The following is an 18,432-nucleotide window of genomic DNA, read 5'->3' as shown; positions in this document are numbered from 1 at the left end:
TCATCTCCTCCCGGACGAGCGATTGTCCGCCTGTTGTTATCGGGTCTACCGGCTTGCGATACAAGAGAGTTGTGCGCCTTCAGCGAGGGTCCCGGTGTTCCATGCGGTTCACCAGTGCCACGATCCAGGGCATGTTGGGCATGAAGAGCACGATGCGCGTGAGCTGAAACGCCGTCACCAGCGCCAGATCGGTGCCGAGATATTTCGCCGTCAGCGCCATCTCGGTGACGCCGCCCGGCGCAGCACCCAGCACAAGCACTTCCCAGGGCTGACCGGCCAGCCGCGCCAGACCCAGCGCGAAACCCGAGACGATGGCCAGAAGAAGTGCTGCATTGCCCAGAAGCGTGAGCACCTGCCGTCCGCCCCCCACGAAGATCTCGCGCCGGAAGGTCGAGCCCAGCCATGTCCCCAGCACGATCTGCGCCATGGCCATCAGCGGCGCGGGGAAGGCAGCGAGATCGACCCCGAAGGCGCTGATCGCCGCCACCACCATCAGCGGCCCCAGAAAGTACGGGTTGGATAGGCCCAGCAAACGAAAGAGCCGCGCCCCGACCAGGGCGATCAGCGCCAGAAGCGTCCAGCCCATCGGATCAAAGACCCCGTTGCCCGCGACAGGTGCTCGCTCGGGCCAGCCGTCGATGGCATAGATGGCCATGGGCACGCTGAACACGACCAGCGCGATGCGGATGGTCTGTGCCAGAACCACCGGCGCGGGTTCGAAGCCATGGCGCTCCGCCAGCACCGCGGCCTCGACCGGGCTGGTGGGAAAGGTCGCCAGCACCGCCTGCGCCAGCGGCAATCGCGAGCGCCGGGCCAGCAGATAGCCCACGGTCAGCGCCGTGATCCCGGTCAGCAGCGCGGTGCCGACCAGCAGTGGCGCCAGCGACAGCAGCGCGGCGAAGGCCTGCGGCGAGAAGGCCAGCCCGACCTGCGCCGCCACCGTCATCTGGCCGAAGGGGCGGGTGATGACCGGCACCTTTCGATCCAGCTTGCCGCTCAGATACAGAAGTCCGGTCAGGAACAGCGGCCCCAGCATCCAGGGCAGCGGCATCCGCGCCCCGGCAAAGGCCCAGCCCGCCAGCGCCCCCGCGGCGTAGAGCGGAAGCAGCCAGGTCAGCGGGGCCAGTCTATGCATGGGGCGGGTCCTTTAGGGCGTCGGTGGTGAGCGGCAGCAGGAAATCCCGCACCGCCTCGTTGAACGCGCCGGCGCAGTCAAGGTTGATCGAATGGCCGCCGTCGAGATCGAGGATACGGATCCGCGGCTGCGCCCCGGCCAGCCAGTGGCGGAGCGGCTGGAAGCGCCGCTCGCGCAGACCGTTGACCAGCAGCACCGGCACCCGCAGCCCTTCCAGCCGCTCGCGCACGGAAAGCCGGGGCAGGACATGCTCCAGCAGCAGCGCAAAACCCTCAGGGTCGACCTTGTCGGCATCGGCAACCAGCCGCGCCTGCAAAGCGGGGTCGAGGCCCCGCGCATGTCGGGGATGATAGCGCATCCGCGCCAGCGCCGGCGCGCCCCCGGCCCGCAGATCGGCCAGTTGCGCGGCATAGGCCGCGCGCTCGGCCTCGGTGAGAGCACCGCGCAGCGCGGCATTGGCGTTGGTGAAGACATGGCCCCCGCAATGGTGGGGGAAGTCCAGCGCATAGCGCAGGGTCAGCCCGGCGCCGAAACTGTGGCCGCAGAGATGCCAGCGCTCTATGTCCAACGCCTGACGCAGGCGGTCGAGCTGGCCCACCAGATACTCGGGGCTGGCCTCGCCCGCATTCCGCGGCGGGGGCGAGGCGCCGTGTCCCGGGAGATCGACGCGCACCAGCCGAAAATCTCGCGACAGGGCGGCATTGGGCAGCCATTGCTGGCGGCTGGACAGGAAGCCATGCACCATCAGCAGCGGCGGCCGGTCGCTTTCGGGATCGGCGTCATAGGCCAGGTCGCGCGGCTGGGTCACGTCTATCCGCCTTCATAGCGGCGCGGGCCGGGGTGCCGGCCCGCGCGAAGTCCGTCAGTTCAGCACAACCAGACTGTCACCCGCCCGCGCGCCTTGGCCCTGCGGCAGCACGAAGACCGGGTTGATCTCGGCCTCCTGCAGACGGTCGCCAAGTGCCTGAACCATGCCGGCGAAGGCGAGGATCGTGGCGACCAGCGCCTCGACATCGGCCAGCGGGCGGCCGCGGAACCCCTTGAGCAGGGCGCCGCAGATCAGCTCGTCGATCATCGAGCGCGCGCTCTCGCGGGTCAGGGGCAGCAGGCGGATGGCGACATCCTTGTAAAGCTCGGTCGTCACCCCGCCCGCGCCCAGCAGCACATAAGAACCCAACTGCGGATCGCGGTTGAAGCCGAGGATCATCTCGACCGCGCCGTGGATCATCTCTTGCACCAGAAAGCCGTCGACCCGCGCCGAAGTTCGGGACTTCACTCGCTCCAGCATGGCGCGGCAGGTTTCGCCCACCGCATCCGGGCTGACATTCAGCGCCACCCCGCCGACTTCGGATTTGTGCAGGATCTCGCTGGACAAGATCTTGACCACCACCGGCGCGGAGAAATCGCCCGCAGCGGCGGCGGCGCCTTCGGGCGTCTCGGCCGTGATCTCGCGGGTGACGGGTACGCCGAAGCGGGCGAACAGCGCCTTTGCTTCGGCCTCGTTCAAGGATCCCGCGGTGATGTCCGAGCAATCGACCTCGGGCAGGTCGGAGACGGGTCCGTTGTCGCTCGCCGCGCGCGGGGTCAACGCCGCCAGCGCCGCGGCGCAGCTTTCGGGCGTGGCAAAGGCGGGAATGCCGCGGCGGTTCAGGTGGTTGACGATATTGGGCGCCTCGGGGCTGACATAGACCAGCATCGGCTTGTCGGTCAGGCCCATGGAATCCAGCACCGGCGCGGCAACCAGATCGGGCTGCGCAATCGAGGACGAGCCGGCAACAACGGCAATCGCGTCGTAGGACGGGCTTTCCGCCAGAATCTTCAGGATCGCGCGGAAGAGATCGGGGCGCAGCCCGGCCAGCGTCACGTCGATCGGGTTACGGTCGAGCGAGGCTTCCTTCAGCTCCAGCGCCAGCAGCTTGCGGGCGGTTTCCTCATCGGGCGCCGGCATGTCGAGGCCGATCAGCCCGACATTATCCGCGACCACCGTCGCCGCGCCGCCGGTCGACGTGACGATGGCGACGCGTTTGCCCGCCATGCGCCGTCCTTGCGCCAGCGCCGCGGGTAGGTCCAGGAGTTCGTTGAAGCTCTGCGCCTGCAGGATGTCGAGCTGGGCAAACAGCGCCTCGTAAACCTCATAGGCGCCGGCCAGAGCGCCGGTATGCGATACCGCCGACCGCGCGCCGGATTCCGAGCGCCCGACCTTGTAGGCGACGATGGTCTTGCCCGCCGCGATGACCCGCCGCGCCGCCTTGCGGAAGCGGTCGATGTCACGGATGGTTTCCAGATAGAGCGCGCAGACCCGCGTCTCGGGATCGTCGGCCAGCGCGTCGAGGAAATCGGCGATCTCCAGATCCACCTCGTTGCCGGTGGCGACCAGTTTCGAAAACCCGATGCCCCGCGCCACCGCCCTCGACAGCAGCGAGCCCAGGATGCCGCCGCTTTGCGACAGCAGGGCGACATGGCCGACCGGGAAATCGGTCATCTCCATCGCACCGCTGGCGGTCAGCGGAATGCGGTCGGTCAGGTTCACCAGGCCGATGGTATTGGGGCCCAGGATGCGCATCCCCCCTGCCGCCGCGCGCAATTCCTCCTGCAGCGCGCGCCCCTCCTCGCCCGCCTCGCCAAAGCCCGAGGCCAGCACCACCGCCGCCTTGCAGCCGCGCCCCGACAGGTCGCGCACCGCATCGATGACCCGGTTCGCGCCCAGCAAGATCAGGCCCAGATCGGGCGCTTCGGGAAGGTCGGCGATGCTGGCATAGCTCTTCAGCCCCGCCACGGTTTCCGAGCGCGGATTGACCGGATAGATCGCGCCGTCATAGCCCTGCTCTTGCAGAAAGGCGATGGGGCGGCCGGTCAGCTTGGCGGGATCGTTCGAGGCGCCGACGACGGCAACGCTGCGGGGGTTCAGAAGGGGGGCCAGGGCACTCATCGGCGGCTCACTTCGCGGTCTTGTTGAGGAAGGCTTCGACGGAGGCGCGATGTTCGGCCGTCGTGTAGCAGATCGCCTGCGCCTCGCGACCGAGCGCAAAGACCTGCTCGTCGCTGGATTCGAAGGTCTTGTCGAGGATCTGCTTGCTCAGCGCCAGCGCGGTCGAAGAGCCGAAACTCAACTGCTCGGCCCAAGCCTGCGCGGCCTCGGCCAGCGCTTCGGGTGCCACGCAGCGGTCGATCATGCCGATGGCCAAAGCCTCGGGGGTCTCGACGATGCGGGCCGAGAAGATCAGCTCCTTGGCGCGCGACAGGCCAACGCGACGCGGCAGGAAATACATCCCGCCCCCATCCGAGACGAGACCACGCTTGATGAAGCTCATTGACAGTTTCACACCCTCGGCGGCGATGATAAAATCGCAGGCCAGCGCCATGTCCAGCCCCAGCCCGAAGGCCGCGCCGTTGACGGCGGCGATCACCGGCTTGGAAACCCCGTGAATGGCCGCCACGCCGCGATGGGTGCTCTTCTGGCGCTTCCAGCCGTTGAAGGCGACCTGATCCTGCGGCGCATCCAACCGCGCCCGCATCCCGCCGATATCGCCGCCCGAACAGAAGCCCTTGCCGGCGCCGGTCATGATGATCGCCTTGACCGCGGTATCGGCCTCGGCCTGGGCGAAGGCGTCGATCAGCTCGGCACGCATGGCGTCATGGATGGCGTTGCGGACCTCGGGGCGGTTCAGGGTAATGGTGCGGACCCCGTTGAGGTCCGAAACCAGAAGGTATGAGTAGTCTTGGGCTACAATATCCATGCGTCTTCCTTCCATCTGCCGTCATCCGGCCGTCGTGAAAATGAGGGGCTGTCGCCCCTATGGGGCGGCGGCGGTGTCTGAGGTCACAGGGGGCGCAGGCCCGCTGGCAGATGATCGTCGTCGAGGATGCGGAACCGCAGGGCCTCGACCGAGGCAGCGTCCAGCACCGAGCCGGCGAGTTCGTCGAACTTCGCGACCAGTTCCGCTGGTGTGACCGGATCCTCGGGGTCGCCCTTGCGCGAGGGCTGGAAATGGTCGAGGGCACGCCCGTCCTTCAGCCGCAGATGAAGCCTTGCCATGCGGCGGGCTGGATACGCGGCGGCCAGATCCTCGGCCCTCTCGACCTTGATGCGCCGCATCAGCGCCCGGATATTTGAATTGGTCAACGCGGCCTCTTCGAAGGCATCGAGCCGCACGCTCCTCAAGACGAGCTGGGCGGCGAGGCAGTATTGCAGGCTGAAGCGCGCCTCTTGCGCGCCCTGCGGGTCCGGGCGGTCGCACATGGATTTCGTGGCGCCGTAGCCCTCGACAAGCAGCGCTTCGATATCCTCAAACGCAAAGCCGTGCTGTTGGCGCAGCGCCCCGATCCCGTCGAGCGCGGGGAAGACATGGCCGCAGCAGCCATGGATCTTGACGGTCATGCGGGTGATCGGCGTCCAGTCACCGGCCCCGGCGAAGGCCGCCTCCCAATTGCCGGTTCCGGCGCCGGTGGCGGCGGCATAGCCGTGCTGGCCGTGCAGCGCGTCCAGCGATCCGGTCGCCCCGGCCCTTGCCGCATAGGCGGCGAGAAGGCCTGCCTCGGCCGCGTGGCCGGGATGCAGCGCCTTGGCCGTGCCGGCGCCCTGCAGGTTCTGCTGGTGTCCGCCGGCAAAGCTGCTGGCGATGGCGATGGCATGCGCGATCTGATCCCGGTCACAACCGAGAAGCAGCGCAGCGGATGTGGCGGCGCCGATCGTGCCCAGCGTCGCGGTGATATGCCAATATTCGTAATGCGCCGGTTGCAGTGCCAAAGCGAGGCGGCAGCCGACCTCATAGCCCGCGATCACCGCGCGGTCGAACGCCTCGCGCGGCAGGTTGCGGTCTTGCGCCAGCGCCAAGGCGGCGGCGATGGTGGGCGAGCCGGGATGGTAGCCGCCGTCGCGGAAAATGTCGTCGAATTCTACAGTATGGCTGGCCGCGGCATTGACGAAAGCGGCCTGACGCGGGCTGGTCGCCCGTCCCGAGGTGAGGCAGATCGCCCCGCCGCTGCCGGTGCCCATATCCGCATTGGCCAAGAGCGTGGCGGGCGCGCGGACCGTGCCCGGGATGGTTGTGGCGAACCAGTCCAGCAAGGCGTGCCGGACCGCTTTCTGCACCGCCTCGTCCAGCGGGCGCGAGTGCCAGCCAAGGGCGAGATCCGCGAATGTCAGCAAGGGGTTGGTCACGCTCATCTCTCCGCCGGAGGCCAGGGTCGAGGACCCGTGCGTCGGTGCACGGGCCCCCGGATTCCACCCCGCCGCTTGCGGGCGGGGCGGGGTCGTTCAGTTGCCCAGAAGGCCAGCGGCTTGCAGCTGCTCTTCGGCCAGCGTCATCAGTCCATCGACGAATTCGGTGTATTCCTGCGGGCCGAAATCGCTGTCCAGCACACCCGAGGCGCGGGCATATTGCTGATAGGCCTCGGCTTGCATCGCCTGATGGATCGCATCGGCGATCTGCTGTTGCAGTGCCGGATCCATATCTGCCGGGCCGAAGACGCCGCGCACCTGAAGCCAGCTCGTGTCCACGTCATAGCCTTGTTCGGCCCAGGTCTGCATCTCGGGCAGTGTATCGAGCCGCTCGTCACCCAGCACGCCGAGACCCTTCAGACGCCCGGCCTCGAAGAAGGACAGCGCCGGCCCCAGATTCGCCACGCCGACATCGACATGCCCGCCCAGCACGGCGGCGATGATGTCGGGCGTGGATTCGAAGGCGACCCAGTTGAAGGTCACGCCGGTCTCACCCTCGAGCATCTCCATGGCGATGTTCTGCATCGAGCCGACCGGGCCGAAACCGCCGATATTGACCTGGCCCTCATTGGCGCGGGCGCGCTCGACAAGGTCGGTCATGCTGTTCAGATCGGAATTGATTTCGGCGAAGAACAGGATCGGGTCGACCTGCGACAGCGCAATCCAGGCGAAGTCATCAGGGGCGAAGACACCCTGCAGGTTGGTGAGCATGCCGGTGAAATGGGTCACCGTGTTCACGCCGAGGGTCAGGCCGTCGGGTGCGGCTGCGCGGACATTGGCCATCTGCACGGCACCGCCGCCGCCCGGCAGGTTGTTGATCACGACAGGCTGGCCGATCATCGGCTCCAGGGATTGCGCCAGGGTGCGGACAAAGACATCGGTGCCGCCACCGGGGCGCGTATGCAGCGCGAAGGTGACGGGACCCGCGGGCTGCCACCCCGTCTCCTGAGCATGGGCGACAGGTGCGACGTGCAGAAAGGCAGCCATTGCGGCGCCAGCGAGAATCGAGCGGCGCAAAGTATCGAATTTCATGGTTTCTCCTCCCGGGATGTGATGGCCAGAACCGGCCCACGGCGCGATAGTGGCGGGGTTGGCGGATGGGTTGAACTGAGGGTTAGACCGGCCGCGCCTTACCTAATGTTAGGTCTGGGCGCGGCGGACCCTGCGGCTGAGGCTGCGCAGGATGGCGATGCCCGGCAGAAGGAAGGCCAGAGCCGCCACGACGAGGAGGACAACGGTCAGCGGTGAGGTGAAGAACACCGTCCAGTCGCCCCGCGCGGTGATCAGGGCGCGGCGGAAATTGGTCTCCATCATCTCGCCCAGCACCATGGCCAGGATCACCGGGGCCAGCGGGAAGCGCATCTTGCGCAGCACATAGCCCATGATGCCGCAGGCCAGCATGACCCAGACCGGGAACATCGAGTTTTCCGAGGCATAGGCACCGACAAAGCAGATACCGGCGACGATGGCGGCGATTGCCGGGCGCGGGATATTGGCGACCTGCGCCCAGAGGCGGATGCCCAGAAGCCCGATCAGCACCATGACCGGCACCCCGATCCAGAGCGAGGCGAAGATCGTGTAGGGGATCTCGGGGTTGCGGGTGAAGAGCAGCGGGCCGGGCTGGATGCCGTGGATGTTCAAGGCGCCGATCAGCACCGCTGTGGTGGCCGAGCCCGGGATGCCCAGGGCCAGCAGCGGCGCGAGAGCCCCGGAGACGGCCGAATTGTTGGCGGATTCCGACGAGGCCACGCCTTCTACGGCGCCCTTGCCGAACAGCTCGGGTGTCTTCGAGAAGCGCTTGCTCACGGCATAGGAGATGAACGAGGCTATCGAGGCCCCAGCACCGGGAATTACGCCGACGATATAGCCGATGACCGTGCTGCGCAGGATGACGACCTTGAGCTTGCCGACCAGACGGAAGGGCGCCGCCATGCCGCCGGTGAGCAGGGTGTTGCGCACCTTGTCGGCCGGGCCGTCCTCGATCATGATCAGCACTTCCGACAGCGCGTAGAGGCCCAGGAGAACCGGCACCAGCGGCAGGCCCTCGAAGAACTCGGGCTCACCCCCTGTGAAGCGCGGCACGCCGGTCTGCACGTCCAGCCCGATGGTCGCCAGCGCCAGACCGATCCCCATCGCGACCGCGCCTTTCATGGGCGAGCCCTCGGACAGGCCGGCGACCAGACTGAGGCCGACCAGCGCCAGCGCGAAATACTCGGTCGGGCCGAAGCGCAAGGCGAATTCGGACAATGGCACCGCGGTGGCGATCAGGAAGGCGGTGGACAGGAAGATGCCGACGCCCGAGGCCAGGATCGACACGCCGAGTGCTTCGCTGGCGCGGCCCTGCTTGGTCAGCGGATAACCGTCCCAGGCGGTGGCCACCGCCGCGGCGGTTCCCGGCGAGTTGATCAGCACGCCCGAGATCGCCCCGCCATATTCGGCCGCGGCATAGAGCGCCACCAGCCCGACGATGGAGACCACCGGGTCGAGCCCGTAGGTGAAGGGGATCAGCAGGGCGACGCCCAGGCTGGGGCCGAGGCCGGGAATGGCACCGATCAGGTAGCCCATGAGCGCCCCGAAGACGAGAGCGGCCCAGATCATCGGGTCTCCGAAGGCGGAAAAGCCAAGCAGAATATGGTCGAGCATGACTGTCTCCTCAGGGAAGCCGCACGCCGAAGGCGACGACAAAGACCAGATAGATGAAACCGACCAGCAGGACCGGCGAGGCGATCAGATGCGGCAGGCGACGCTCGCCGCAGATCAGCATGGTGAGCAGGGCGAAAAGGCCGGTGGTCGCCAGCGCGCCGATCCGGGTAAAGAGCAGCGCCTGCACCACCAGCGCCACCATCGCCAGCAGTACCATCACCGGCCGCTTGAGCGCGACCAGCGTATAGGGAAGACGCAGCAGGCTCTTCACGATGGCGGTCAGGGCTACCAGAACCGTCGCGACAAGGGTGGCGACGGCGACCAGCTTGGGAAAACCGCCCGCGCCGATATCCATGTCGTTGAAGGGCGCCGGCAGCGACAGCGCGGCGCGCAGGTAATAGCCGAAGACACCGATGACGATGACACAGCCGATGATCTCCAGCAGCCGCAGGGGTTGGCGTATGATCTCGGCGTCAAACCGCCGGCCTGGCGGTTCGGGCATTTCAGCGGACATGGGTTCCTCCTCCCGGACGGGCCTGCAGGGCAAGCCGCAATTGTGATGTGTAATCCCCCGCCGGGCGCCGTGTGTGAACCAACTATTACTCAGCCCAGCCCCACGCTTCGCTTAGATCACGGTTGCGGCGAGACGGGGCGCACCGGGGTCGGTCGCCCATCGGCATCGAGGGCGACGAAGGTGAAGCGGGCCTCGGTGACCTTCTCGCTTTGCGCCGATTGGCGCGGACGGCGCCAGGCATCGACATGGATCACCATCGAGGTCCGCCCCACCTTCACCAACCGCGCATAGAGCGAGACCTCATCCCCCACCTTGACCGGGCGGTGGAAGATCATCCCTTCCACGGACAAAGTGGCACTGCGCCCTCCCGAGGTCAGCGCCGCGACATTGCCGGCGGCAAGGTCCATCTGGCTCATAAGCCAGCCGCCGAAGATGTCGCCGGCCGGGTTCGTGTCGGCGGGCATGGCGATGGTGCGGATCGTCGGGCTGTCCTGCGTCGGGGGCGGGTCTTCGCGGCTCATGCTCAAATCCTGTCGGTTGCCTCGGCTGCTCCGACCCTAGCGTATGTCACCTGCCTTCGGACCCAACCTATTGTTGGGTCACGCCCAAGGCCCCGGTCCCTATACAGCCCGCGAAGACAGCTCCAACCCCAAAAGGAAGCGGCCATGGCTCTGGTCACGATCGAGATCGCGGAACCTCTGGCGATCGTCACGCTCGACAATCCGCCGGTGAACGCCCTGGGTCAGGCGCTGCGCGCTTAACTGCTGGAGGCCTGCCGCAGCCTCTCGGCGCGGGGCGATCTGGCGGCGGTGGTGCTGACCGGGCGCGGTCGGGCCTTCGTGGGCGGCGCCGATATCCGCGAGTTGGGTCAGCCCCTGACACCTTTCCTGCCCGATCTCCTTGCCGCCATCGAGGGCGCACCGATGCCCTGGATCGCGGCCATCGGCGGCGTTGCGCCGGGCGGCGGGCTGGAGCTGGCCATGGCCTGCCGCGCGCGGATCGCCACTGCGGGCGCGCGGCTGGGGCTGCCCGAGGTCGGGCTGGGGATCATTCCCGGCTCGGGCGGTACCGTGCCGCTGCCGCTGCTGGTGCCGATGGCGGCGGCGATTGCGCTGGCGACGGGGGCAAGCCGATCGGCGCCGATAGGGCGCTGGCTTTGGGGTTGGTGGACCGGTTGGCTGCCGGTGATCTGCTGACCGAGGCCTGTGCGTTGGCACGTGAACTGGCACAGACGCCGCCGCTTCCGACGCTCGCGCGCCCGGTGGAGACCGGCACGGATTACGCCGCCCTCGCTCCTTGCCCGCTGGTCATCGAGGCGGTGTTCGAGGACATGGCGGTCAAGCGCGAGGTCTTTGCTCGGCTCGATGCCGTGCTGCCGGCGGAAGCCATCCTCGCCACCAATACCTCGTATCATCGTCACCGAGGTGGTAAGGCAAGGCGGCAACAAGAATGATCCGATGTTCGTAGTCGTCCCCTTGCGCGCTGCCCCCCAGGGCATGCGGCGGCTGCAACACGCGCCGCAGACACTCGACGCGCTCGCGCAGCAGCTACACGAATGCGGCATTGATCTTGTCGCAGAACTTCGCGAACGCGTGATAGAGTGGGCTGGCGTGGATTCCGCAGCCGTCCGGCGTCTTCAGGCCCGTATTGCGCTTGTCATCGCTTTTCCAGTCGCTGGTCATGATGGTCGGCAACGCCAGGTAGCGTACTGGAGTATCGATGCGGCATCAGCCCACTATGCAGTGCCGGACGCTCTGCCGCTCACTGCTGAGGAGGCTATGGCTGCCGCTTCTCTGCGGACCCGCCTGAACCCGTTCTCCCCTGACGAACAGCGCCTGCTTCTGAGGGCCGGTTACTCCGGCGCCGACGCTTCTTTGCGCGCCCGTGGCCTCGCGCAGAACCATCCGGCAGCCAGTTTCGACTTCCTATCGTGAGATATCCGATCGCATCCTCCGGTTCTGATGTTGCGTTGCCGCGGGGCGGCTCCGAGAAATTTGCGGATCGAGGAAAAGGTGACACCAACTTTTTGAGCAACGGCAGGAAAGTAGTATGTCCGAACAGCCCCAGACGACCACGCCATCGAGCCTCTCGGCGTCAGCCAGAAATTACGCCCGAGAAGAGGACGCTCGTGTGATCGGTTGACCGCGCTTTGCAGATATGTGATTGAACGCGGGTCTCCGTTCTTGATCGCTGGCCCAAGTTCGCGTTGTTTGCTCAGCTCCATTGATCTGGCCAGCGAGGAGGCAAACGACCATGGATGGGAACGTTCGCGAGGAGATGTCGGACGCCCATCCGGGGGTTCTCCTGATCACAATCGACCGCCCGCCAGTCAACGCCATGAGCGTCGATGTCTACCGCCTGCTCTCCGAGATCTTCGAAGGGATCGAGAACCGCCCAGAGGTGCGCGTGGTGATCCTGACCGGCGCCGGGGACCGCGCTTTCATTGCCGGTGCCGACACGAAGGCGCTGAGCCAGCGCACGCCGGAGATGGCGCGCACGCGCCTGCAAGGAAGCCGCCGGACATATCGCGCGGTGCAGGAATGCGCGGTTCCGGTCGTCGCGGCGATCAACGGGCCAGCGATGGGGGCGGGCTTCATCATCGCCGCGCAATGTAACATCCTGATCGCCGCCGATACTGCCACGTTCGCGCTGCCCGAGATCAATGTGGGCGTGCTGGGCGGATCAGTCCACATTGGCCGGGTTCTGCCGCGCAAGGTGGTGGAATACATGGCACTGACCGGGGAACGCGTCGATGCTTCCTATCTGGAGCGTTTCGGCGTCGTGCACCAGGTGGTCCCCCAATGCGACCTTCTGGCGACCGCGTATCAGGTCGCCGACAGCCTTGCGGCAAAGAGCCCAGTGTTGATGCGGCTGCGTAAGGAAAGCCTGCGCCTGACGGCGGAACTGCCGCTCGCCGAAGGCTACCGCGTCGAGCAACTCTACACCACGATCGGCAATGCCTCGCCTGACGCGAAGGAGGCCGCGCGCGCGATTGTCGAGCATCGGGCGCCGCGGTGGGAGCAATGAACGCGCTGGCCGAGGTGGTGATTTGCGAACCGATGCGCACCGCGGTCGGGCGCTTCGGTGGGCAATTCCGCGACTTGCCCCCTGAGGCGCTGGGCGCGGCGGTCCTGCGCGGATTGCTGGCGCGGACAGGTCTGCCGCCCGAGCGCGTCGACGACGTCATTTTCGCGCAATGCTACCCGTCGATGGACGCGCCGGCGCTGGGCCGTGTGGTCGGGCTGGATGCGGGTCTTCCCGTGGAGACCGGGGGGCTGCAACTGGACCGGCGCTGCGGCTCGGGCCTGCAGGCGGTGATCTACGCGGCAATGCAGGTGGCAACGGGGGCGTCGGATCTGGTGATCGCGGGCGGCGCGGAATCGATGAGCAACGCGCCCTTTTTCTCGACCAGCGCGCGCTGGGGAATCCGGGGGGCGGCGCTTGAGTTGCACGATTCGCTTGCGCGGGGACGGGTGACGGCAGGCGGACGGCACTATCCTGTCCCTGGAGGCATGCTGGAAAGTGCCGAAAACCTGCGCCGCGACCACGCCATCCCGCGAGAGGAACAGGATGCGCTGGCCGCAACCTCGCACAGGAGGGCCATGGCGGCGCAGGAGGACGGGCGATTTGCCGAGGAGATCGTGCCGGTCGATGTGCCCAGCCGCAACGGTGCGGTGCTGCGGATCGACCGCGACGAACACCCGCGGCCCGGCACCACGGTCGAGAGCCTGTCGATGCTGCGCCCGATCCTGGGCCGCGAGGACCCCGGCGCGACGGTGACGGCGGGCAATGCCAGCGGCCAGAACGACGGCGCCTCGGCGGCCATCGTCACCACCCGCGCCACGGCTGAGGCGCTGGGGCTCCGGCCCTTCGCGCGGCTGGTGTCCTGGGCCGTTGCCGGAGTGCCGCCCAAACGGATGGGCATCGGTCCGGTTCCCGCGACAGCGAAGGCGCTGGTGCGGGTCGGCCTGACGTTGGCCGACATCGACCTGATCGAGCTGAACGAGGCCTTCGCTGCGCAGGTCCTCGCCTGCACCCGCGAATGGGGTTTCGGCCCTGCCGATTTCGAGCGGCTGAACGTCAACGGCTCGGGCATTTCGCTGGGTCATCCTGTCGGCGCGACGGGCGGGCGCATCCTGGCGACGCTTCTGCGCGAGATGGCGCGGCGCGAGGTTCGCTACGGGCTGGAAACCATGTGCATCGGCGGCGGGCAGGGCCTTGCCGCGGTGTTCGAGCGGCTCGCCTGACCCCCCTGCGGCAGCCAGCACGTATCTGCTGAACGGGGGTGTCTGGGGCCATTCCGGTTGCGACAGGGGCGGCCGGGTCTAGGGTCGCCCCCACATGGCCGAGGCTCTCGGCCCGTCATGGAGAATACTGTGTCCGGACTGGAAAGATTGTTCAATCCCGGGTCTATCGCCGTGATCGGCGCGTCGGCCGACCTGACCAAGATCCGGGGCCGCATCATGCGCGCCCTGACTGATTGCGCGACTGCGGCGCGGATATATCCCATCAGCCGCAGCACCGACGAGATCCTGGGCCTGAAGACCTTCGCCTCGCTGGCCGAGGTGCCCGAGGCGGTCGACCTGGCGATCATCGTCATCGGCGCCGACAAGGTGATCGAGGCGCTCGAGGATTGTGCGGCGCGGGGCGTCGGCGGGGCGCTGGTCTTCGCCTCGGGTTTTGCCGAGGGCGGCAATGCCCATGCCGAGCACCGCATGGCCGAGATCGCGGCGCAGAGCGGCATGCGGATCCTGGGGCCGAACACGCTGGGCTTTTACAGCGATGCGAACGGGGTCGCAGCCAGCTTCAGCCCGATCATCACTGAATGGATACGCGCGCGGGGACCCGCGTATCGGCCCTGCACCGAGGGTGTCGATATCGTCTGCCAGAGCGGGGGCTTGGGCTTTGCGCTGCACGTTCGCGCCCTGCTGGAGCGGATTCCGGTGCGCCATGTGGTGACGACCGGCAACGAGGCCGATCTCGGCGCCATCGAGGTAGCGGATTACCTGCTCTCGACGGGCGGTTCGCGCGGAATCCTGATGTTTGTGGAAGGGTTCAAGAACGTCGATGCGCTGGAGTCGCTGGCGGAAAAGGCGGCGGCGCAGGGCGTGCCCATCATCATCAACAAGATCGGCAAGTCGGACGCCGGTCAGCGGGCGGCGATCTCGCACACCGCGCATCTGACCGGCTCTGACGCCATTTACGACGCGGTGTTCCGGCGCCTCGGCATGATCCGCGTGTCAACGCCCGAGGAAATGCTCGCCGCCGCCGCCGCCCTCGCGAAGCTGCCGCCTGCGCGCGGCAGGCGGGTCGCGGTGGTCACCACTTCGGGCGGGACAGGCGGCTGGGCGGCCGACATCGTCTCGGGCGAGGGGCTGGAGGTGCCCGAGCCGTCGCCCGCGCTGCGCAAGCGGCTCGATGCGATAATCCCGGGCTATGGCTCGTCGGCCAATCCGATCGACGTGACCGCGGCGGTGGTCGAGGATGGCGGCGCGGGGCTCGGCGCCGTGTTGCAGGAGGTCGAGGCCTCGGGCGAGTTCGACGCGGCGCTGGTGATCGTCTCGTTCTCGGCCCCCGGCCGCGTCAAGGGAATGCGCGCGGTTCTGGCGCCGCTGCTGGCGGCGCGGCGCATACCGATCCTGTTCCATTCCGCCGGGCTGCCGCATCCCGAGAACCTGGAGGCACTGGACGAGATCGGCGGGCTCTACCAGACGCTCGGCGCTGCCGGACGCGGGTTGCGGGCGTTGGCGGGCTATGGCGCGTTCCTCGCCGCGCGGGAGCAGGGCCGCGGCCCGCTGGTCCCCGCAGCGACGGTCGATCCCGGTGCCCCGCCGGCCGACCTGCTGAAGGCCTACGCGATCCCGACCCCTCCCGTGGGTCTCGCCACCTCGGCGGATGCGGCGGCGGCGCTGGCCGAGGAGATGGGCTTCCCGGTGGTGCTGAAGATCGAGAGCCCCGACATCGCCCACAAGACCGAGGCGGGCGGCGTCTTCCTGAACGTCGCCGATCCCGAGGCCGCGCGCCGTGGGTACGCGACGATCCTGGCCAATGTGGCACAGGCCGCGCCGGGCGCCCGCATCGACGGTGTGCAGGTGCAGAAGATGGCGCCTGCGGGCATTGAAATGGTGGTCGGCATGACCCGCGACGCGGACTTCGGTCCGGTCGTCATGCTGGGTTTCGGCGGCGTCTATGTCGAAATCCTGCGGGATTCTGCCGTGCTGCCGCTGCCGGTCGGCAGGGACGAGGCGCTGGGCATGATCCACTCGCTGAAGGGGATCGAGATCCTGCAGGGCGCGCGCGGCCGTCCGCCCGTCGATCTGGAGGCGCTGGCGGGGATTGTCGCGGGGGTCTCGGCGCTGGTCACGCAGACCGGCGACCGCTTTGCCGAAATCGACCTCAACCCGGTCATCCTCTACCCCGAAGGGCAAGGCGCGATGGTCGTGGACACGCTTTTCGTCGACAGCAACGCAGGAGTGCGCTGATGCAGACCCCCTCGCCCGATACCGAGTTCTTCAACCACCTGCGCGACGGCCGTCTGATGATCCAGCGCGGCGTCGAAAGCGGCAGGTTCGTCTATTACCCCCGTTTCGCCGAGCCCGGGACTGGCAAGCCGCTGGAATGGGCCGAGGTGTCGGGCTTCGGCACCGTCTACGCCGCGACCGCGATCAGTCGGAAACCGCCGCAGGGGCCCTACAACGTCTCGCTCGTCGATCTGGACGAGGGCGTCCGGATGATGAGCCGGGTCGAGGGCCTGCCCGCCGAGGCGGTGACCATCGGGATGCGCGTCAAGGCCCGGATCGTCGATGACGGCGATCTGCCGCTGGTGGTCTTCGACCCGGTGGAGGCCGGCGCATGAGCGAGGACCGTTTCCCCCGCGGCCGCACGGCCATCGTCGGCACCGGCACCTGGGGCATGGGCGAAGCGCCGGGCCTGTCGTCGCTGGAAATCGCCGCCCAGGCCAGCCTTGCGGCGCTGGCCGACGCGGGGCTTGCGCCCTCGGACCTCGACGGCGTGTTCGGCTGCCTGCCCGACGACATGTTCGCGGGCCTGTCGATCAGCGAATACCTGGGCATCTCGCCGCGCATCACCGACAACAACCGTGTCGGCGGCTCGTCCTTCCAGACCCACGCTATCCTGGCGGCAATGGCCATTGAGGCCGGGCAATGCGACGTGGCGCTGATCGCCTATGCCTCGAACCAGCGGTCGGCGTCGGGCAAGCTGGTCAGCGCCTCGACGCCCTTCCTCTACGAGACGCGCTACAGGCCGCTGACGCCGATCTCGGCCTATGCGCTGGCGGCCTCGCGCCACATGCACCAGTTCGGCACCACCCGCGAGCAGCTGGCCGAGGTCGCCGTAAGCGCGCGGAAATGGGCGCAGCTGAACCCCGACGCGTTCATGCGGGACGATCTGAGCATCGAGGACGTGCTGGGCGCGCGGCAGGTCTCCAGCCCGCTGGGCGTGCGCGATTGCTGCCTTGTCACCGACGGCGGCGCCGCGGTGGTCATGGTCAGCGCCGAACGTGCCCGGGACCTGAGGCAGAAGCCCGTCTACCTGCTGGGCGGTGCCGCCGAGACGACGCATCGCTGGATCAGCCAGATGCCGGATCTCACGGTTTCGGGCACCGCCGAAGCGGCGCGGCGGGCCTATGCTCAGGCGGGGGTGTCGGCGGCGGATGTCGACGTTGTGGAACTCTACGACGCTTTCACCATCAACACGATCCTGATGCTGGAGGATCTGGGGTTCTGCCCCAAGGGCGAGGGCGGGCGCTTCGTCGCGGACGGTGCCATCGCCCCCGGCGGGCGGTTGCCGGTCAACACCAATGGCGGCGGCCTTTCGTGCGTGCATCCCGGCATGTACGGCCTGTTCACCATGGTCGAGGCAACGCGGCAGCTGAACGGGACGGCCGGTCGGCGGCAGGTGGCAGGGGCGGAGCTGGCAGTGTCGCACGGCAACGGCGGCGTGTTGTCCAGCCAGGCGTTGCTGGTGCTGGGGACCGCGGCCGCGCTCTAGCGCCGGTTCGCCGCGCGATGCGTATGTGATGAATGTCGGGCCGCCGCCGTATTCGCGGTGGTCGCGCCCGAGGAGGCGCTAGGCTTTGGCAGAAGGCAAGGCCACGCCGAAAGGACACCCGTGGAGGATGCGATGAAGAACCCGATGGCATTGGCAGGCAAGGCGGTGGTCATCACCGGGGCCGGGCAGGGGATCGGGCTGGCAACGGCCGAGATGGTGCTGGAGCTGGGGGGATCGGTTGTCGCCGTCGACCTGAAGCCGGAGGGGATCGAGGATCTCGCCTTGCGGTTCGGCGCCGACCGGGTGCTGGCGCTGCGGGGCGATGTCTGCGATCAGGCATTTCTGGACGCGATGGTGGTCAGGGCGGTCGAGACCTTCGGCGCGATTGACGGTCTGGTGAACAACGCCGGCATCACCCGGCCGGCGATGATCAAGAACATGACGCTGGATGACTGGGACGCGGTGATCCGGGTGAACCAGACGGCGGTGTTCCAGTGTCTGAAGACGGTCGGCCTGCAGATGATGAAACAGGCCGAGGCGGGACAGCCAGAGCCGGGCGCGATTGTCAATGTCTCGTCCAATGCCGGCCGCAAGGGCAGCATCGGCCAGATCAACTATGCCGCCGCCAAGGCCTCGCTTCTGGGGATGACGCTCAGCGCCTCGCACGAATGGGCCAAGCTGGGTATTCGCATCAACTCGGTCTGTTTCGGTGTCGTGGAGACCGAGATGACCACCACCATCCGCGGCAACAAGTTCCGACAGACCGTGCTGGCCAAGATCCCGATGGGCCGCTTCTCGACCCCGGACGAGGCAGCCTCGCCGATCTGTTTCCTGCTGTCCGAGGCGGCGAGCTTCATCACCGGGCAAGTGATGTCCATCGACGGCGGCGCTTTCCAGAGCGTCTGAGTC

General features: G+C 67.7%; 18 protein-coding genes. 9 read left to right on the top strand and 9 right to left on the bottom strand.

Annotated elements, in window-relative coordinates:
* Window positions 1-79 precede the first annotated feature (79 nt).
* The 9 genes from C4N9_RS00280 to C4N9_RS00240 form a co-directional block, all read right to left on the bottom strand.
* On the bottom strand, window positions 80-1,135 hold the full coding sequence (locus C4N9_RS00280) for an AbrB family transcriptional regulator (protein ID WP_210403945.1): 1,056 nt from the start codon (window positions 1,133-1,135) through the stop codon (window positions 80-82).
* Window positions 1,128-1,943, bottom strand: a complete 816-nt coding sequence (locus tag C4N9_RS00275) for an alpha/beta fold hydrolase (RefSeq protein ID WP_109531298.1) — start codon at window positions 1,941-1,943, stop codon at window positions 1,128-1,130. Before C4N9_RS00275 ends, C4N9_RS00280 begins: the two co-directional genes overlap by 8 nt.
* A gap of 54 nt (window positions 1,944-1,997) precedes the next feature.
* Complete coding sequence (locus tag C4N9_RS00270) at window positions 1,998-4,064, bottom strand: acetate--CoA ligase family protein (RefSeq protein WP_109531297.1); 2,067 nt, start codon at window positions 4,062-4,064, stop codon at window positions 1,998-2,000.
* A gap of 7 nt (window positions 4,065-4,071) precedes the next feature.
* On the bottom strand, window positions 4,072-4,872 hold the full coding sequence (locus C4N9_RS00265) for an enoyl-CoA hydratase/isomerase family protein (protein ID WP_109531296.1): 801 nt from the start codon (window positions 4,870-4,872) through the stop codon (window positions 4,072-4,074).
* An 83-nt stretch (window positions 4,873-4,955) separates the two neighbouring features.
* Window positions 4,956-6,296: an MmgE/PrpD family protein gene (locus C4N9_RS00260; RefSeq protein WP_245902406.1), complete on the bottom strand. Its 1,341-nt coding sequence runs from the start codon at window positions 6,294-6,296 to the stop codon at window positions 4,956-4,958.
* Between the two features lie 96 nt (window positions 6,297-6,392).
* Window positions 6,393-7,388 carry a Bug family tripartite tricarboxylate transporter substrate binding protein gene (locus tag C4N9_RS00255; RefSeq protein WP_109531294.1) on the bottom strand — a complete coding sequence of 332 codons (996 nt, stop codon included), beginning with the start codon at window positions 7,386-7,388 and terminating at the stop codon, window positions 6,393-6,395.
* A gap of 108 nt (window positions 7,389-7,496) precedes the next feature.
* On the bottom strand, window positions 7,497-8,999 hold the full coding sequence (locus C4N9_RS00250) for a tripartite tricarboxylate transporter permease (RefSeq protein ID WP_109531293.1): 1,503 nt from the start codon (window positions 8,997-8,999) through the stop codon (window positions 7,497-7,499).
* A gap of 10 nt (window positions 9,000-9,009) precedes the next feature.
* Window positions 9,010-9,513: a tripartite tricarboxylate transporter TctB family protein gene (locus C4N9_RS00245; protein ID WP_109531292.1), complete on the bottom strand. Its 504-nt coding sequence runs from the start codon at window positions 9,511-9,513 to the stop codon at window positions 9,010-9,012.
* A gap of 116 nt (window positions 9,514-9,629) precedes the next feature.
* Window positions 9,630-10,034 (bottom strand): acyl-CoA thioesterase, encoded by a 405-nt coding sequence (locus tag C4N9_RS00240; RefSeq protein ID WP_109531291.1) that lies wholly within the window; start codon window positions 10,032-10,034, stop codon window positions 9,630-9,632.
* Window positions 10,035-10,325: 291 nt separating this feature from the next.
* Between C4N9_RS00240 and C4N9_RS00235 the strand changes: the two genes are divergently transcribed.
* The 9 genes from C4N9_RS00235 (at window position 10,326) to C4N9_RS00195 (ending at window position 18,429) form a co-directional block, all read left to right on the top strand.
* Window positions 10,326-10,709, top strand: coding sequence for an enoyl-CoA hydratase-related protein (locus C4N9_RS00235; RefSeq protein ID WP_210403944.1), 384 nt, complete (start codon window positions 10,326-10,328; stop codon window positions 10,707-10,709).
* Complete coding sequence (locus C4N9_RS22350) at window positions 10,688-10,966, top strand: 3-hydroxyacyl-CoA dehydrogenase NAD-binding domain-containing protein (RefSeq protein ID WP_281260098.1); 279 nt, start codon at window positions 10,688-10,690, stop codon at window positions 10,964-10,966. Before C4N9_RS00235 ends, C4N9_RS22350 begins: the two co-directional genes overlap by 22 nt.
* A gap of 4 nt (window positions 10,967-10,970) precedes the next feature.
* A complete protein-coding gene (locus C4N9_RS00225) occupies window positions 10,971-11,447 on the top strand; it encodes a hypothetical protein (RefSeq protein WP_109531290.1) in 477 nt (158 codons plus the stop codon).
* 319 nt (window positions 11,448-11,766) lie between these two features.
* A complete protein-coding gene (locus C4N9_RS00220; protein WP_109531289.1) occupies window positions 11,767-12,540 on the top strand; it encodes an enoyl-CoA hydratase-related protein in 774 nt (257 codons plus the stop codon).
* Window positions 12,537-13,760, top strand: a complete 1,224-nt coding sequence (locus C4N9_RS00215; RefSeq protein WP_109531288.1) for an acetyl-CoA C-acetyltransferase — start codon at window positions 12,537-12,539, stop codon at window positions 13,758-13,760. The genes C4N9_RS00220 and C4N9_RS00215 overlap by 4 nt, the downstream gene beginning before the upstream one ends.
* Window positions 13,761-13,889: 129 nt before the next feature.
* A complete protein-coding gene (locus C4N9_RS00210; protein WP_168192070.1) occupies window positions 13,890-15,995 on the top strand; it encodes an acetate--CoA ligase family protein in 2,106 nt (701 codons plus the stop codon).
* Window positions 15,995-16,369, top strand: coding sequence for a Zn-ribbon domain-containing OB-fold protein (locus C4N9_RS00205; RefSeq protein WP_109531286.1), 375 nt, complete (start codon window positions 15,995-15,997; stop codon window positions 16,367-16,369). The genes C4N9_RS00210 and C4N9_RS00205 overlap by 1 nt, the downstream gene beginning before the upstream one ends.
* On the top strand, window positions 16,366-17,523 hold the full coding sequence (locus C4N9_RS00200) for a thiolase (protein ID WP_109531285.1): 1,158 nt from the start codon (window positions 16,366-16,368) through the stop codon (window positions 17,521-17,523). The genes C4N9_RS00205 and C4N9_RS00200 overlap by 4 nt, the downstream gene beginning before the upstream one ends.
* A gap of 132 nt (window positions 17,524-17,655) precedes the next feature.
* The gene (locus C4N9_RS00195; protein ID WP_109531724.1) at window positions 17,656-18,429 is read left to right on the top strand and encodes an SDR family NAD(P)-dependent oxidoreductase; all 774 of its coding nucleotides are present in this window, start codon (window positions 17,656-17,658) and stop codon (window positions 18,427-18,429) included.
* Window positions 18,430-18,432 lie beyond the last annotated feature (3 nt).

Source organism: Pararhodobacter marinus, from assembly GCF_003122215.1.
Classification (GTDB): Bacteria; Pseudomonadota; Alphaproteobacteria; order Rhodobacterales; family Rhodobacteraceae; genus Pararhodobacter; species Pararhodobacter marinus.
This window is presented reverse-complemented; position numbering and strand designations above follow the sequence as displayed.

What these genes read in the sequence shown, in the direction of transcription:
- C4N9_RS00280 (WP_210403945.1), bottom strand. Translation starts at nt 1,135, where the DNA reads ATGCATAGACTGGCCCCGCTGACCTGGCTGCTTCCGCTCTACGCCGCG.
- C4N9_RS00270 (WP_109531297.1), bottom strand. Translation starts at nt 4,064, where the DNA reads ATGAGTGCCCTGGCCCCCCTTCTGAACCCCCGCAGCGTTGCCGTCGTC.
- C4N9_RS00265 (WP_109531296.1), bottom strand. Translation starts at nt 4,872, where the DNA reads ATGGATATTGTAGCCCAAGACTACTCATACCTTCTGGTTTCGGACCTC.
- C4N9_RS00255 (WP_109531294.1), bottom strand. Translation starts at nt 7,388, where the DNA reads ATGAAATTCGATACTTTGCGCCGCTCGATTCTCGCTGGCGCCGCAATG.
- C4N9_RS00250 (WP_109531293.1), bottom strand. Translation starts at nt 8,999, where the DNA reads ATGCTCGACCATATTCTGCTTGGCTTTTCCGCCTTCGGAGACCCGATG.
- C4N9_RS00245 (WP_109531292.1), bottom strand. Translation starts at nt 9,513, where the DNA reads ATGTCCGCTGAAATGCCCGAACCGCCAGGCCGGCGGTTTGACGCCGAG.
- C4N9_RS00240 (WP_109531291.1), bottom strand. Translation starts at nt 10,034, where the DNA reads ATGAGCCGCGAAGACCCGCCCCCGACGCAGGACAGCCCGACGATCCGC.
- C4N9_RS00225 (WP_109531290.1), top strand. Translation starts at nt 10,971, where the DNA reads ATGTTCGTAGTCGTCCCCTTGCGCGCTGCCCCCCAGGGCATGCGGCGG.
- C4N9_RS00220 (WP_109531289.1), top strand. Translation starts at nt 11,767, where the DNA reads ATGGATGGGAACGTTCGCGAGGAGATGTCGGACGCCCATCCGGGGGTT.
- C4N9_RS00215 (WP_109531288.1), top strand. Translation starts at nt 12,537, where the DNA reads ATGAACGCGCTGGCCGAGGTGGTGATTTGCGAACCGATGCGCACCGCG.
- C4N9_RS00205 (WP_109531286.1), top strand. Translation starts at nt 15,995, where the DNA reads ATGCAGACCCCCTCGCCCGATACCGAGTTCTTCAACCACCTGCGCGAC.
- C4N9_RS00200 (WP_109531285.1), top strand. Translation starts at nt 16,366, where the DNA reads ATGAGCGAGGACCGTTTCCCCCGCGGCCGCACGGCCATCGTCGGCACC.
- C4N9_RS00195 (WP_109531724.1), top strand. Translation starts at nt 17,656, where the DNA reads ATGAAGAACCCGATGGCATTGGCAGGCAAGGCGGTGGTCATCACCGGG.